Origin of the sequence: Streptomyces sp. NPDC052043, assembly GCF_044548235.1 — a bacterium.
Lineage (GTDB): Bacteria > Actinomycetota > Actinomycetes > Streptomycetales > Streptomycetaceae > Streptomyces.
The window spans coordinates 341,470-356,277 of the sequence record NZ_JBIUBT010000009.1 but is presented as its reverse complement, the minus strand read 5'-3'; the positions used below and the strand labels follow the sequence as shown (position 1 = coordinate 356,277).

The window sequence follows — 14,808 nt, the reverse complement described above, 5'->3', positions numbered from 1 at the left end:
TACGGCGGCACGCCCCTGACTGCGTCCACTACCCTGGACCCAGCAGTACATCGCGATGCACAAGCCCCTAGCCCAGTACCTGGACCGCCCCGTGACCACGCCCCGCGCCGCCACCCCCTCCACCTCTTCCTCCCCGTCTCCGGTCACCTCCGCGCCGGCCACCGCGCCCGCGCCCGGATCCCCGGGCCGTTTCGGCTCGCTCGGCCCGGTCGGGCTGGTGCTGGCCGGGGGCATCTCGGTGCAGTTCGGCGCCGCGCTGGCCGTGACGCTGATGCCGCGGGCGGGCGCGCTCGGCGTGGTGACCCTGCGCCTGCTGGTGGCCGCGATCGTGCTGCTGGTGGTCTGCCGGCCCCGGCTGCGCGGGCACTCGCGCGCCGACTGGGGCACGGTCGTCGTCTTCGGTGTCGCGATGGCCGGGATGAACGGCCTCTTCTACCAGGCCGCCGCCCGCATTCCGCTCGGCCCCGCCGTCACCCTCGAAGTGCTCGGCCCGCTCGCCCTGTCGGTGCTGGCCTCGCGCAGCGCGATCAACTTCGTCTGGGCCGCCCTGGCCCTGGCCGGCGTCTTCCTGCTCGGCGGCGGGAGCTTCGACAGCCTCGACCCCGTCGGTGTCGGCTTCGCGCTGAGCGCGGGCGTGATGTGGGCGGCGTACATCGTCTTCAGCGCCCGGACCGGCCGGCGCTTCCCGCAGGCCGACGGGCTGGCGCTGGCGATGGCGGTCGGCGCGCTGCTGTTCCTGCCGCTGGGGATCGTCGAGTCCGGCTCGAAGCTGGTCGTCCCGACGACGTTCGCCCTGGGCGCGGGGGTGGCGCTGCTGTCCTCCGTCCTGCCGTACACCCTCGAACTGCTCGCCCTGCGCCGGCTGCCCGCCTCCACCTTCGCCGTCCTCATGAGCCTGGAACCGGCCCTCGCCGCCACGGCCGGCTTCCTCATCCTCGGCCAGGACCTCACCGCCCTCCAGGCCATGGCGATCGTCCTGGTCATCGCGGCGAGCATGGGGGCGGTACGGACCCAGGTGGCGCGGAGCAAGGCGCCGCTTCCGGAGGCGCACCCGTAACCGGTGCCGGTTTTCGGCGCCGCGCGGCGGGACCATGAATTCATGCAAGCATGCTTGATTGTTTCAGGGTCCGCTGCCATGCTCCACGCATGTCCGACCCGACGCTGGTGTTCGACGATCTGCGTGCTGAGAGTGACGAACTCGATCGGCTTGTCGCCGGGTTGAGCCCCGGGGAGTGGGGGCGGCCGACTCCGGCGCCCGGATGGAGCGTCGCCCATCAGATCGCCCATCTCGCCTGGACCGACCGGTCCGCCCTGCTCGCCGTCACCGACCCGGAGGGCTTCCAGGCGCTGGCCGAGGAGGCGCTCGCCGCCCCCGGGACGTTCGTCGACCGGGGAGCGGAGGAGGGTGTCCGGCTGCCGCCGGGTGAGTTGTCGGCGCGCTGGCGGCAGGGGCGGGCCGCTCTCGACCGGGCGTTGCGAGCGGCGCCGCCCGGGTCCCGTTTCCCCTGGTACGGGCCGCCCATGTCGGCCGCCTCCATGGCGACCGGGCGGCTGATGGAGACCTGGGCGCACGGGCAGGACGTGGCCGACGCTCTCGGTGTGGTGCGCACACCCACCGACCGGCTCAGGCATGTGGTGCGCATCGGGGTGCGGGCGCGGGACTTCGCCTTCGGGGCGCACGGGGTGCCCGTGCCCGAGGAGGAGTTCCGCGTGGAGGTCCGCGGTCCCTCCGGGCAGCTGTGGACGTACGGCCCCGAGGACGCCGCGCAGCGGGTCACCGGACCCGCCCTCGACTTCTGCCTCCTGGTCACCCAGCGCGCCCACCGCGCCGACCTCGCGGTACGCGCCGAGGGGCCGGACGCCGACCGCTGGCTGGACATCGCCCAGGCCTTCGCCGGCCCGCCCGGTGCCGGCCGGGCGCCCGAGGGGGCGGCCGGATGACCCTGCGCGTCGGCAACGCCTCCGGCTTCTACGGCGACCGGTTCGACGCCATGCGCGAGATGCTCACCGGCGGCGAACTGGACGTCCTCACCGGCGACTACCTCGCCGAGCTGACCATGCTCATCCTGGCCCGGGACCGGTTCAAGGACCCGGCGGCCGGCTATGCCCGTACCTTTCTGCGGCAGTTGGAGGAGTGCCTCGGACTCGCCCACGAGCAGTCGGTGAAGATCGTGACCAACGCGGGCGGGCTCCATCCCGCCGGGCTCGCCGAGCGGGTGCGGGAGTTGGCCGGGCGCCTCGGGATCCCGGTGCGCGTCGCCCATGTCGAGGGCGACGACCTCACCGCCGGCCTCCCCCAGGTCCTCGGCTCCGCCGCCCCCGTGGGGGACACCCCTCTCGCCGCCCACGCCTACCTCGGCGGCTTCGGGATCGCGGCCTGTCTGCGCGAGGGTGCCGACGTCGTGGTCACCGGGCGGGTGACGGACGCCGCCCTGGTCACCGGGCCCGCCGCCGCCCACTTCGGCTGGCAGCCGCAGGAGTACGACCGGCTGGCGGGCGCCGTCGTCGCCGGGCACGTGCTGGAGTGCGGCGCCCAGGCCACCGGCGGCAACTACGCCTTCTTCGCCGACCACGCCCTCGACCGGTTGCGCCGCCCCGGTTTCCCGCTCGCCGAGCTCCACGAGGACGGCAGCTGCGTGATCACCAAGCATCCCGGCACGGGCGGGGTGGTGGACGTCGGCACGGTGACCGCCCAACTGCTGTACGAGACGGGCGGCGCCCGGTACGCGGGGCCCGATGTCACGGCCCGGCTGGACACCGTGCGGCTCAGCCAGGACGGGCCCGACCGGGTGCGCGTCGAGGGGGTGCGCGGGGAGGCCCCGCCGCCCGCCCTCAAGGTCGGGCTCAACCGCCTCGGCGGCTTCCGCAACGAGGTCACCTTCGTCCTCACCGGCCTCGACATCGAGCGCAAGGCCGAACTGGTGCGGCGGCAGATGCAGGACGCGCTCGGGGCCGCCGGGTCGCCCCCCGGTGAGGTGCGCTGGGACCTCGTGCGGACCGACCGGCCCGACGCCGGCACCGAGGAGACGGCGAGCGCCCTGCTCCGGCTGGTCGTACGGGACCGGGACCCGCAGGCGGTGGGACGGGAGTTCAGCGGGGCCGCCGTGGAACTGGCGCTCGCCGGATATCCCGGCTTCCACATGCCGGCGCCTCCCGGGAAGGGTGCGCCCTACGGCGTCTTCGAGGCCGTGTACGTCCCCCAGGACGCCGTCGAGCAGGTGGCCGTCCTCGACGACGGCCGCCGTGTCGCCGTGGCACCACCCCGACAGACGCGCGCACTCGAGGACGTGGCGCGGCCGCCGCTGCCGGAGCCCCTGCCGGACGGCCCGACCCGGCGCGCCCCGCTCGGACGCGTCGCCGGGGCGCGCAGCGGCGACAAGGGCGGCGACGCCAACGTCGGCGTGTGGGCGCGCTCGGAACGGGGCTGGCGCTGGCTCGCGCACGCGCTGACCACCGAGACGTTCCGGCAACTCGTCCCCGAAAGCCGGACGCTGACCGTGGAACGGCACGTCCTGCCCCAGCTGCGCGCCCTCAACTTCGTCGTCGAGGGGATCCTCGGCGAGGGCGCCGCCGCCCGGCACCGGTTCGACCCGCAGGCCAAGGCCCTGGGCGAATGGCTGCGCTCCCGCCACCTGGACATACCGGAGGCCCTGCTGTGACGGTCCTCTTCTCCGCCCTGGACACCGGCTCCGCCGAGTACCGGGCCCACCGCGAGGCCATGCTCGGCAAGCTCGCCGCACTCGACGCCGAGCACGCCAAGGCACTCGCGGGCGGCGGCGCGAAGTACGTCGAGCGGCACCGGCGGCGCGGCAAACTGCTCGCCCGTGAACGGATCGAGCTGCTCCTCGACCCCGACACGCCCTTCCTGGAGCTGTCGCCGCTGGCCGGGTGGGGCAGCGACCACACCGTGGGCGCCTCGCTGGTCACCGGGATCGGGGTCGTGGAGGGCGTGGAATGCCTGATCACCGCCAACGACCCGACCGTGCGCGGCGGCGCCAGCAATCCGTGGAGCCTGCGGAAGGTGCTGCGGGCCAACGACATCGCGCTCGCCAACCGGCTGCCCTGCGTCAGCCTCGTCGAGTCCGGGGGCGCCGACCTTCCGTCCCAGAAGGAGATCTTCATCCCCGGTGGAGCCGTCTTCCGGGACCTGACCCGGCTGTCGGCGGCCGGCATCCCGACCGTCGCCGTCGTCTTCGGCAACTCCACCGCCGGGGGCGCCTACGTCCCCGGCCTGTCCGACCACGTGATCATGGTCAAGGAGCGGGCCAAGGTGTTCCTCGGCGGTCCGCCCCTGGTGAGGATGGCCACCGGCGAGGAGAGCGACGACGAGTCCCTGGGCGGTGCCGAGATGCACGCGCGCGTGTCCGGTCTCGCCGACCACTTCGCCGTCGACGAGCCGGACGCCCTGCGGCAGGCCCGCCGGGTCGTCGCCCGGCTCAACCACCGCAAGGCCCACCCCGATCCGCCCGTCGCGCCGCCGCCCCTGTACGACGAGGAGGAACTGCTGGGGATCGTTCCCGGCGATCTGCGGATCCCCTTCGACCCGCGCGAGGTCGTCGCCCGGATCGTCGACGCCTCCGACTTCGACGAGTTCAAACCGCTGTACGGGACGAGCCTGGCCACCGGCTGGGCCACCCTGCACGGCTATCCCGTCGGCATCCTCGCCAACGCCCGGGGCGTGCTGTTCAGCGAGGAGTCGCAGAAGGCGGCCCAGTTCATCCAGCTCGCCAACCAGCGGGACGTACCGCTGCTGTTCCTGCACAACACCACCGGCTACATGGTCGGCCGGGAGTACGAGCAGGGCGGCATCATCAAGCACGGCGCGATGATGATCAACGCGGTGTCCAACTCACGCGTCCCGCACCTGTCCGTCCTCATGGGGGCGTCCTACGGCGCCGGGCACTACGGCATGTGCGGACGGGCCTACGACCCCCGCTTCCTGTTCGCCTGGCCCAGCGCCAAGTCCGCCGTCATGGGACCGCAGCAGCTCGCGGGCGTGCTGTCGATCGTGGCCCGGCAGTCGGCGGCCGCCAAGGGGCAGCCCTACGACGACGAGGCGGACGCCGCGCTGCGGGCGATGGTGGAGCAGCAGATCGAGTCCGAGTCGCTGCCGATGTTCCTGTCCGGGCGGCTGTACGACGACGGCGTCATCGACCCGCGCGACACCCGCACCGTCCTCGGCCTGTGCCTGTCGGCCGTCCACACCGCGCCCTTCGAGGGCGTGCGCGGCGGCTTCGGCGTCTTCCGGATGTGAGGGATCCCTTGATTTCTTCCCTGCTCGTCGCCAACCGCGGCGAGATCGCCTGCCGTGTCTTCCGCACCTGCGCCGAGCTGGGCATCCGGACGGTCGCCGTGCACTCGGACGCCGACGAGAACGCGCTGCACACGCGCGTGGCCGACACCGCCGTACGCCTGCCGGGCGTGACGCCCGCCGAGACGTACCTGCGCGGCGACCTGATCGTGCGCGCGGCGGTGGCGGCCGGCGCGGACGCCGTGCACCCCGGCTACGGATTCCTCGCCGAGAACGCCGGCTTCGCCCGGGCCGTCCTGGACGCGGGCCTGGTCTGGATCGGGCCGCCCCCGCGGGCCGTCGAGGCGATGGCGTCCAAGACCCGCGCCAAGGAACTGATGGGCGTCCGGCCCCTGCACGACGTCACCGAGGCCGACCTGCCGGTCCTCGTGAAGGCCGCCGCGGGCGGCGGCGGGCGCGGGATGCGGATCGTACGGCGGCTCGAGGACCTGGACGCCGAACTGGCCGCCGCGCGCGCGGAGGCGCTGAGCGCCTTCGGCGACGGCGAGGTGTTCGTCGAGCCGTACCTCGGGGGCGAGGCGGGCGGGCGGCACGTGGAGGTGCAGGTCCTCGCCGACACCCACGGCACCGTGTGGACGCTGGGCACACGGGACTGCTCCCTCCAGCGGCGCCACCAGAAGGTCGTCGAGGAGGCCCCGGCGCCCGGACTCCCCGCGGACACCGAGCGGGAGGTGCGCGAGCTGGCCGTACGGGCCGCGCGGGCCGTCGACTACACCGGTGCGGGGACCGTCGAGTTCCTGGTGGCCGGCGGCCGTGCGCACTTCCTGGAGATGAACACCCGCCTCCAGGTGGAACACCCGGTCACGGAGGCCGTGTTCGGTGTGGACCTGGTCGCCCTCCAGATCCGTGTCGCCGAGGGCCACGCCCTGGACGCCGAACCGCCCCCCGCGCGCGGGCACGCGGTCGAGGCCCGCCTGTACGCCGAGGACCCGGCCCGCGACTGGGCCCCGCAGACCGGCACCCTGCACCGCCTGTCCGTCCCCGGAGTCCGCCTGGACACCGGCTACGGCGACGGGGACACCGTCGGCGTCCACTACGACCCGCTGCTCGCCAAGGCCGTCGCCCACGCCCCCACGCGCGCGGAGGCGCTGCGCAAGCTCGCCGGCGCGCTGGAGCGGGCCGTCGTCCACGGCCCGGTCACCAACCGGGACCTACTGGTGCGGTCCCTGCGGCACGAGGAGTTCGCCACCGGCCGGATGGACACCGGCTTCTACGACCGCCACCTCGCCGAACTGGCCGCCCCCGCCCCCGACCCGTACGCGCCCCTGGCCGCCGCGCTCGCCGACGCGCACGGCCGCTCCCGCTTCGGAGGCTGGCGCAACGTGCCCTCGCAACCGCAGGTCAAGCGGTACCTGATGGCGGGCGAGGAGCACGAGGTGCGCTACCGGCACAGCCGCACGGGGCCGGTCGCCGACGCCGTGGGGGTGCGGGTGGTGCACGCGGACGCGCGCCTGGTCGTCCTCGAGGTCGGCGGCGTCCGGCGCCGGTACAAGATCGCCCGCTACGGCGACCGGGTGTACGCGGGGCCGACCGCGCTCACTGCCCTGCCCCGCTTCCCCGACCCCGCCGTCCAGCGTCTTCCCGGCTCACTGCTGGCGCCCATGCCCGGCACTGTCGTGCGCGTCGCCGACGAACTGGCCGTGGGCGACGCGGTACGGGCCGGACAGCCGCTGCTGTGGCTGGAGGCGATGAAGATGGAGCACAAGATCTCCGCGCCCGTCACGGGCACGCTCAGCGCCCTGCACGCCGCACCCGGCCGCCAGGTCGAGGTCGGTGCCCTGCTCGCCGTCGTAGAGGCCACCCGGGAGGATCAGTGAGCGCCATGCTGGAAACCGATGAACACAAGGATCTGCGCGCCGCGGTGGCGGCCCTCGGCAAACGCTACGGCCGCGCCTATCTCACCCGCACCGTCGCCGAGGGACGTCCTCCCACCGAACTCTGGTCCGAGGCGGGCAAGCTCGGTTACCTGGGCGTCAACCTGCCGGAGGCATACGGCGGGGGAGGCGCCGGCATCACCGAACTGTCCATCGTGCTGGAGGAACTGGGCGCGGCCGGCTGCCCCCTGCTGATGATGGTCGTCTCGCCCGCCATCTGCGGCACCGTCATCGCCCGGTTCGGCACCGAGGAACAGAAGCGCGCCTGGCTGCCCTCGCTGGCGAACGGCACCCGCACCATGGCCTTCGGTATCACCGAACCCGACGCCGGCTCCAACTCCCACCGCATCACCACCACCGCCCGCCGCGACGGCGCCGACTGGGTGCTCAGCGGCCGCAAGGTGTTCGTCTCCGGTGTCGACATCGCCGACGCCGTCCTGGTCGTCGGCCGCACCGAGGACGCGCGCACCGGTCGCCTCAAGCCCTGCCTGTTCATCGTCCCGACGGACGCGGACGGTTTCCAGCGGCGGCCCATCGACATGGAACTCACCGCCGCCGAGAAGCAGTTCGAGCTGGTCATGGACGAGGTACGGCTGCCCGCCGACGCGCTCGTCGGTGGGGGCACCTCCCACGCTTTCGGCAGTGGGGGAGAAGACGCGGGCCTGCTGCAACTGTTCGCCGGGCTCAACCCCGAGCGCATCATGACCGCCGCCTTCGCCATCGGCATGGGGCGCCACGCGCTCGGCCGGGCCGTGGAGTACGCGCGCGAACGCACCGTCTGGAAGGCCCCCATCGGCTCCCACCAGGCCATCGCCCACCCGCTCGCCCAGGCCCACATCGAGCTCGAACTCGCCCGCCTGATGACGAGGAAGGCGGCCCACCTGTACGACGCGGGCGACGACGTGGGCGCGGGCGAGGCCGCCAACATGGCCAAGTACGCGGCCGGTGAGGCCTGCGTACGGGCCGTCGACCAGGCCGTGCACACCCTCGGCGGCAACGGCCTCACGCGCGAGTTCGGCCTCGCCTCGCTGATAACGGCCGCACGCGTGGCTCGTATCGCCCCGGTGAGCCGGGAGATGATTCTCAACTACGTCTCCCACCAGACCCTGGGCCTGCCCAAGTCGTACTGACCCGCCCGCCGTGTGCGAGGAGGAACCGTGTTCCGCAGCGAGTACGCAGACGTTCCGGCCGTAGAACTGCCCATCCATGAAGCCGTCCTGGGCCACGCGTCCCGGTTCGGCCGGGCGCCCGCCCTGATCGACGGCACGGACGGCACCACCCTCACGTACGAACAGGTGGACCGCTTCCACCGGCGTATCGCCGCCGCGTTCGCCGAGGCCGGCGTGCGCAAGGGCGACGTCCTCGCCCTGCACAGTCCGAACACGGTCCTGTTCCCCGTGGCCTTCTACGCCGCCACGCGCGCGGGTGCCTCGGTCACCACCGCGCACCCGCTCGCCACGCCGGAGGAGTTCGCCACGCAGCTGAGGGACTCCGCGGCCCGCTGGATCGTCACCGTCTCCCCGCTGCTCCCGGCGGCCCGGCGGGCGGCCGAACTGGCGGGCGGGGTGGAGGAGATATTCGTCTGCGACCGCGCTCCCGGGCACCGTTCGCTCCTCGACATGGTCGCGGGCGCCGCACTCGAGCCGGCCGTGCCCATCGACCCGGCCGAGGACGTCGCGGCGCTGCCCTACTCTTCGGGGACGACCGGCACCCCCAAGGGTGTGATGCTCACCCACCGGCAGATCGCCACCAACCTCGCCCAGCTCGAACCGGTGATCACGTCCGGGCCCGGCGACCGGATCCTCGCCGTGCTGCCGTTCTTCCACATCTACGGGCTCACCGCGCTGATGAACGCGCCCCTGCGCCAGGGCGCCACCGTCGTCGTGCTGCCCCGCTTCGAGCTGGAGACCTTCCTCGCGGCCATCCGGGACCACCGCATCACCGGCCTGTACGTGGCCCCGCCGATCGTGCTCGCCCTCGCCAAGCACCCGGCCGTGGCGGGCTACGACCTGTCGTCGCTGAAGTACGTCATCAGCGCGGCGGCCCCGCTCGACGCCCGGCTGGCGGCGGCCTGCTCCCGGCGGCTCGGCCTGCCCCCGGTGGGCCAGGCCTACGGCATGACCGAACTGTCCCCGGGTACCCACGTCGTCCCCCTGGACGCCATGCACGACGCGCCCCCCGGCACCGTCGGCCGGCTCATCGCCGGCACCGAGATGCGCGTCGTCTCCCTCGCCGACCCGGACAAGGACCTCGGCACGGGCGAGCCCGGCGAGATCCTGATCCGCGGGCCCCAGGTGATGAAGGGCTATCTGGACCGGCCCGACGCCACCGCCGTGATGATCGACCCCGACGGCTGGCTGCACACCGGCGACGTCGGGTACGTCGACGACGACGGCTGGCTGTTCGTCGTCGACCGGGTCAAGGAACTGATCAAGTACAAGGGGTTCCAGGTCGCGCCCGCCGAACTGGAGGCGCTGCTGCTGACCCACCCGGGCATAGCCGACGCCGCCGTCGTCGGTGTGCACGACGCCGACGGCAACGAGGTGCCGCACGCGTACGTGGTGCGCCGGCCGTCCGCCGACGGCCTGTCGGAGGCGGAGGTGATGCTGTACGTCGCCGAACGCGTCGCCCCGTACAAGCGGGTCCGGCGGGTCACCTTCCTCGACGCGGTGCCCCGCGCCGCCTCCGGCAAGATCCTGCGGCGGCGGCTGCGGGAAGCGGGGGAGCGGCCGTGACGGCGATCGGACGCACGCGCGCGCGTGCCGTGGAAACCCTCAGCCTCGACTCGCCCGACCGCCGCAACGCCCTGTCGGCGCCGTTCGTCGCGGAGCTCGCCGCCGCGCTCACCGACTGCGCCGAGGACCCCGCCGTGCGCGCCGTCGTCCTCACCCACACCGGCGGCACCTTCAGCGCGGGCGCCGACCTTCGCGACCCGCCACGCCCCGAGGCGATGGCCGCCCTGCTGCGGCAGATCGTCGCACTGCCCAAGCCGGTCGTCGCCCGCGTCACCGGGCACGTCCGCGCCGGCGGTCTCGGCCTGCTCGCGGCCTGCGACCTCGCCGTCGCCTCGCACCGGGCCACCTTCGCGTTCACCGAGGTGCGCATCGGGGTGGCCCCCGCACTCATCTCGCTGCCGCTGCTGCCCCGCGCCGACCCGCGCGCGCTGGCCCGCCACTGCCTCACCGGGGAACGGTTCGACGCGGCCGAGGCGGCCAGGACCGGCGTGGTGACGGCGGCCGGTGACGACGCCGACGCCGTGCTGGAGCCGATCCTCGACGGTCTGCGCCGCTCCTCCCCGCAGGCGCTGGCCGAGACGAAACGGCTGCTCACGGCTAGGGTGCTGGAAGCCTTCGACCGGGACGCGGCCGGCCTGACCGCGCTCTCGGCCCGGCTGTTCTCCTCCGCGCAGGCGCGCGAGGGCATGGCGGCCTTCCTCGAACGACGGGATCCGGAATGGGTGGTGTGACCTCACACGACCGCGCGGAACGCGCCCCCAAGCAGGACCGCAGCCGGGCCACCCGGCAGCGGCTCCTCCAGGCCGCCGTGGCCTGCCTCGCCGAACACGGCTGGGCCGGGTCCACGGTCTCGGTGGTCGCCGAACGCGCCGGCGTCTCCCGCGGCGCCGCCCAGCACCACTTCCCCACCCGCGAGGACCTGTTCACCGCCGCCGTCGAGTACGTGGCCGAGGAACGCTCCACCGCCCTGCGCGCCCTGTTCCCCGCGGGCGCGGGCGGCGACCGGCGGGCCGTGGTCGCCGCCCTCGTCGACCTCTACACCGGGCCCCTCTTCCGGGCCGCCCTCCACCTGTGGGTGGCCGCCTCCGACGAGGCCCAACTGCGCCCCCGTGTCACCGAACTGGAGGCGCGCGTGGGCCGTGAGACCCACCGGATAGCGGTCGAGCTGCTGGGCGCGGACGAGTCCCGCCCCGGCACCCGCGAAACCGTCCAGGGCTTCCTCGACATGGCCCGCGGCCTCGGCCTCGCCAACCTGCTCACCGACGACACCGCCCGCCGCGAACGCGTGGTCGCCCAGTGGGCGGTCCTGTTGGAGGACGCGCTGGGTCGCGGCCCGACCTCCGCGTGAACCGGGAGTGAACCGGGCCACACCCGTATCGCGTGTCCGGCAGTACCCTGTGCGCATGTCTGTGCTGCTCGTGCGACGCCGCCACGTGGACTACGTGCGCGTCACGAGCATGGGCTGTCGGCGCTCTGCCTGACCCGGCCCTCTCCGCGGCGACCCGATCGCCCGCATCTCTCACCCGGTTTCTCTCATCCGGCACCCGTGCCGCGCGCCCACCCATGGCCGCTGCCCGGGACCCGTACACCCTGCGGACGTGACCCATGACGAACACCGCGACGACCCCGTCGTACGACCAGCTCCCCCTCATCGACCTCGCCGCGGCCGACCGCGGTCCCCGGGAACGGGCGCTGCTGCACGAGCAGTTGCACGCCGCCGCCCACGACGTGGGTTTCTTCCAGCTCGTCGGGCACGGCGTCACCCGGGCCGAGACCGACGCGCTGCTCGACGCCATGCACGCTCTCTTCCGGCTCCCCGAGGCCGACCGCCTCGCCCTGGACAACGTCAACTCGCCCCACTTCCGCGGCTACACGCGCACCGGGGACGAGCGCACCGGCGGCGCCCGCGACTGGCGCGACCAGCTCGACATAGGCGCCGAGCGGCCCGCCCGCGTCCCCGGGCCGGGCGAGCCCGCGTACTGGTGGCTCCAGGGCCCCAACCAGTGGCCGGCCGCCCTGCCCGAGTTGCGTACCGCCGCACTCGCCTGGATCGACCGGCTCGGCGCCGTCGCCCACAGGCTGCTGCACGAACTGCTCACCGCCATCGGCGCGCCCGCCGACTTCTACGACCCGGTCTTCGGCGAGTACGCCCACCCGCACCTCAAGCTCGTCCGCTACCCGGGCAGCGCCGGCGACGGCACCGACCAGGGCGTCGGCGCCCACAAGGACTACGGCTTCCTCACCCTGCTGCTCCAGGACGGGATCGGCGGGCTCCAGGTGCAGCGCACGGACGGGCTCTTCCACGACGTGCCGCCGATCGAGGGCGCGTTCGTGGTCAACCTCGGTGAGCTGCTGGAGGTCGCCACCAACGGCTACCTCGTGGCCACCAACCACCGGGTGGTCTCCCCGCCCGGCGCGACCGAGCGGTTCTCGGTGCCCTTCTTCTACAACCCGCGCCTGGACGCCCGTGTCGCCCCGCTGCCCTTCCCGCACGCCACCGCCGCGCCCGGCGTCACCGACGACCCGGACAACCCGCTGTTCGCGGACTACGGTCTGAACGAGCTGAAGGGGAAGATGCGCGCCCACCCGCTGGTCGCCCAGCGGCATCACGCGGAGCTGCTGAGCCCCGCGTGACGCCGCTCGTGACGCCGCGTGTGCCGACCGGGCGCGGTCAAGTGCCCGGTCAGCGCGCGATGTCCGCGTAGCCTGCGATCTCCCGCAGGCCGCGCGGACCGGGACCGACGTAACGGGCGGAGGGGCGCACCAGCCGGCCGGTGCGCTTCTGCTCCAGGATGTGCGCCGACCAGCCCGCCGTACGCGCGCACGTGAACATCGACGTGAACATGTGCGCCGGCACCTTGGCGAAGTCCAGCATGATCGCCGCCCAGAACTCGACGTTCGTGGCCAGCACCCGGTCCGGCCGGCGGTTGTGCAGCTCCTCCAGGGCGGCCTTCTCCAGGGCCTCGGCGACCTCGTACCGCGGGGCGCCGAGCTCCCGGGCGGTACGGCGCAGCACGCGCGCGCGTGGGTCCTCGGCCCGGTACACCCGGTGACCGAAGCCCATCAGCCGCTCACCGCGGTCCAGGGCCTGCTTGACGTAGCCCTCCGCGTCCCCGGTCCGCTCGATCTCCTCGATCATGCCCAGGACCCGGGAGGGCGCGCCGCCGTGCAGCGGGCCGGACATGGCGCCCACCGCGCCCGACAGGGCGGCCGCCACGTCGGCGCCGGTGGAGGCGATGACGCGGGCGGTGAACGTGGAGGCGTTCATGCCGTGCTCGGCGGCGGACGTCCAGTACGCGTCGACGGCCGCCACGTGCTTGGGGTCGGGCTCGCCCTGCCAGCGGATCATGAACCGCTCGGTGATGGAGCGGGCCTTGTCGATCTCCCGCTGCGGCACCATCGGCACGCCCTGCCCGCGCGCCGACTGGGCGACGTACGACAGGGCCGTGACGGCGGCCCGCGCCAGGTCGTCGCGCGCCTGCTCCACGTCGATGTCGAGGAGCGGTTTCAGGCCCCACACCGGGGCGAGCATCGCCAGCGCCGACTGGACGTCCACGCGGATGTCCCCGGAGTGCACGGGGATCGGGAACGGCTCGGCGGGCGGCAGGCCCGGATCGAAGGCGCCGTCGACCAGCAGTCCCCAGACGTTGCCGAAGGAGACCTGACCGACGAGTTCCTCGATGTCGACGCCCCGGTACCGAAGGGCGCCGCCCTCCTTGTCCGGTTCGGCGATCTCCGTCTCGAACGCGACGACTCCTTCGAGACCGGGTACGAAGTCGGACATCGGGCGGCTCCTTGTGGTCGGTGCGGCAGAGGATGCGAGGGGCTGCTGCTGGGGTGGTGGTTACTGCTGGTGCGATGCGATTGGTGCGATTGGTGCGACTGGTGCGACTGCGAGTGGTGCCAGTGGTGCGATGGGTGCTGCTGGTGCGACTGGGACGGCGGCCTGGTGCGGGATGTCGGGTGGTGGGCCGTCCACCGGTGGATCCACGGTCGCGTCCCGTGACTCGCGGTCCTTGGCGGGCATCCTTGCGGGCATCCCTGTGATGCCCCGTGCGACCGGCTGCCGCCCAACCGGAACGACAGCAGCACCATAACCCCGAGTGCCACAAAAAGGGAGTGGGGGCGGCACTCAGTGCCACCCGGGGTCCGTGGCGAAGGGCGAGGGTGCCCCCGCGGAAGCGCCCGGCGGATACGGCAAGATGATCGCGTGACCGACCGAGAAGCCGGGGAGACCGCCCCCTTCGACCTCGCCTCCATGCGCATGCACTACCGGGCCGAGGGGCTGGCCGAGGCCGACCTGGCCGCCACCCCCGTCGCCCAGTTCGCGCGCTGGTTCCAGCAGGCCGCGACCGAGGGCCGGTTGTTCGAGCCCAACGCCATGGTCGTCTCCACCGCGGACGCCGAGGGCCGGCCCAGCTCCCGCACGGTGCTGCTCAAGTCCTTCGACGAGCAGGGCTTCGTCTTCTACACCAACTACGACTCCCGCAAGGGCCGCGACCTGGCCGGGAACCCGTACGTCTCCCTGCTCTTCCCCTGGCACCCCATGGCCCGCCAGGTCATCGTCCAGGGCGTGGCCCGCCGCACCGGCCGCGACGAGACCGCCGCCTACTTCCGCACCCGCCCGCACGGTTCCCAGCTCGGCGCCTGGGCCAGTGCCCAGTCCACGGTGGTCGCCGGCCGCGCGGAGCTCGACGCCTCCTACGCCGACCTGGCCGCCCGCTACCCCGAGGGCGAGCAGGTGCCCGTCCCGCCGCACTGGGGCGGCTTCCGGGTCGCCCCGCGGTCGGTGGAGTTCTGGCAGGGCCGCGAGAACCGCCTGCACGACCGCCTGCGGTACGTCGCCGAGCCGGACGGCGGCTGGCGCGTGGAGCGGCTGAGCCCCTGA

Annotated in this window: 12 protein-coding genes; 11 read left to right on the top strand and 1 reads right to left on the bottom strand. The window is 73.7% G+C overall.

Annotated features, from left to right (window positions below; genetic code table 11):
* Positions 1-55: 55 nt before the first annotated feature.
* From ACIHCX_RS23975 to ACIHCX_RS23930, 10 genes are all read left to right on the top strand, one after another.
* Positions 56-1,057, top strand: a complete 1,002-nt coding sequence (locus tag ACIHCX_RS23975) for an EamA family transporter (protein WP_400032679.1) — start codon at positions 56-58, stop codon at positions 1,055-1,057.
* An 89-nt stretch (positions 1,058-1,146) separates the two neighbouring features.
* Positions 1,147-1,941 (top strand): TIGR03084 family metal-binding protein, encoded by a 795-nt coding sequence (locus ACIHCX_RS23970; RefSeq protein WP_400032677.1) that lies wholly within the window; start codon positions 1,147-1,149, stop codon positions 1,939-1,941.
* On the top strand, positions 1,938-3,659 hold the full coding sequence (locus ACIHCX_RS23965) for an acyclic terpene utilization AtuA family protein (protein WP_400032675.1): 1,722 nt from the start codon (positions 1,938-1,940) through the stop codon (positions 3,657-3,659). Before ACIHCX_RS23970 ends, ACIHCX_RS23965 begins: the two co-directional genes overlap by 4 nt.
* A complete protein-coding gene (locus ACIHCX_RS23960) occupies positions 3,656-5,254 on the top strand; it encodes an acyl-CoA carboxylase subunit beta (protein ID WP_400032673.1) in 1,599 nt (532 codons plus the stop codon). The genes ACIHCX_RS23965 and ACIHCX_RS23960 overlap by 4 nt, the downstream gene beginning before the upstream one ends.
* 8 nt (positions 5,255-5,262) lie before the next feature.
* Positions 5,263-7,128, top strand: coding sequence for a biotin carboxylase N-terminal domain-containing protein (locus ACIHCX_RS23955; RefSeq protein ID WP_400032671.1), 1,866 nt, complete (start codon positions 5,263-5,265; stop codon positions 7,126-7,128).
* 5 nt (positions 7,129-7,133) lie between these two features.
* Positions 7,134-8,315 carry an acyl-CoA dehydrogenase family protein gene (locus ACIHCX_RS23950; RefSeq protein WP_400032669.1) on the top strand — a complete coding sequence of 394 codons (1,182 nt, stop codon included), beginning with the start codon at positions 7,134-7,136 and terminating at the stop codon, positions 8,313-8,315.
* Positions 8,316-8,342: 27 nt separating this feature from the next.
* A complete protein-coding gene (locus ACIHCX_RS23945; protein ID WP_400032667.1) occupies positions 8,343-9,920 on the top strand; it encodes a 4-coumarate--CoA ligase family protein in 1,578 nt (525 codons plus the stop codon).
* Positions 9,917-10,651: an enoyl-CoA hydratase family protein gene (locus ACIHCX_RS23940; RefSeq protein ID WP_400032665.1), complete on the top strand. Its 735-nt coding sequence runs from the start codon at positions 9,917-9,919 to the stop codon at positions 10,649-10,651. The genes ACIHCX_RS23945 and ACIHCX_RS23940 overlap by 4 nt, the downstream gene beginning before the upstream one ends.
* The gene (locus tag ACIHCX_RS23935) at positions 10,639-11,268 is read left to right on the top strand and encodes a TetR/AcrR family transcriptional regulator (RefSeq protein WP_400032663.1); all 630 of its coding nucleotides are present in this window, start codon (positions 10,639-10,641) and stop codon (positions 11,266-11,268) included. The genes ACIHCX_RS23940 and ACIHCX_RS23935 overlap by 13 nt, the downstream gene beginning before the upstream one ends.
* Before the next feature lie 257 nt (positions 11,269-11,525).
* The gene (locus ACIHCX_RS23930) at positions 11,526-12,554 is read left to right on the top strand and encodes an isopenicillin N synthase family dioxygenase (RefSeq protein ID WP_400032661.1); all 1,029 of its coding nucleotides are present in this window, start codon (positions 11,526-11,528) and stop codon (positions 12,552-12,554) included.
* A 49-nt stretch (positions 12,555-12,603) separates the two neighbouring features.
* Here the strand turns inward: ACIHCX_RS23930 and ACIHCX_RS23925 are convergent, their stop codons facing one another.
* A complete protein-coding gene (locus ACIHCX_RS23925) occupies positions 12,604-13,704 on the bottom strand; it encodes a citrate synthase 2 (RefSeq protein ID WP_400032659.1) in 1,101 nt (366 codons plus the stop codon).
* Between the two features lie 426 nt (positions 13,705-14,130).
* Here ACIHCX_RS23925 and pdxH point away from each other — a divergent pair, with 426 nt between their 5' ends.
* Positions 14,131-14,808 carry a pyridoxamine 5'-phosphate oxidase gene (gene pdxH / locus ACIHCX_RS23920; protein WP_400032657.1) on the top strand — a complete coding sequence of 226 codons (678 nt, stop codon included), beginning with the start codon at positions 14,131-14,133 and terminating at the stop codon, positions 14,806-14,808.

Coding starts and splice junctions, on each gene's coding strand:
- ACIHCX_RS23970 (WP_400032677.1), top strand. CDS start 1,147: ATGTCCGACCCGACGCTGGTGTTCGACGATCTGCGTGCTGAGAGTGAC.
- ACIHCX_RS23965 (WP_400032675.1), top strand. CDS start 1,938: ATGACCCTGCGCGTCGGCAACGCCTCCGGCTTCTACGGCGACCGGTTC.
- ACIHCX_RS23950 (WP_400032669.1), top strand. CDS start 7,134: ATGCTGGAAACCGATGAACACAAGGATCTGCGCGCCGCGGTGGCGGCC.
- ACIHCX_RS23975 (WP_400032679.1), top strand. CDS start 56: ATGCACAAGCCCCTAGCCCAGTACCTGGACCGCCCCGTGACCACGCCC.
- ACIHCX_RS23925 (WP_400032659.1), bottom strand. CDS start 13,704: ATGTCCGACTTCGTACCCGGTCTCGAAGGAGTCGTCGCGTTCGAGACG.
- ACIHCX_RS23935 (WP_400032663.1), top strand. CDS start 10,639: ATGGGTGGTGTGACCTCACACGACCGCGCGGAACGCGCCCCCAAGCAG.
- ACIHCX_RS23930 (WP_400032661.1), top strand. CDS start 11,526: ATGACGAACACCGCGACGACCCCGTCGTACGACCAGCTCCCCCTCATC.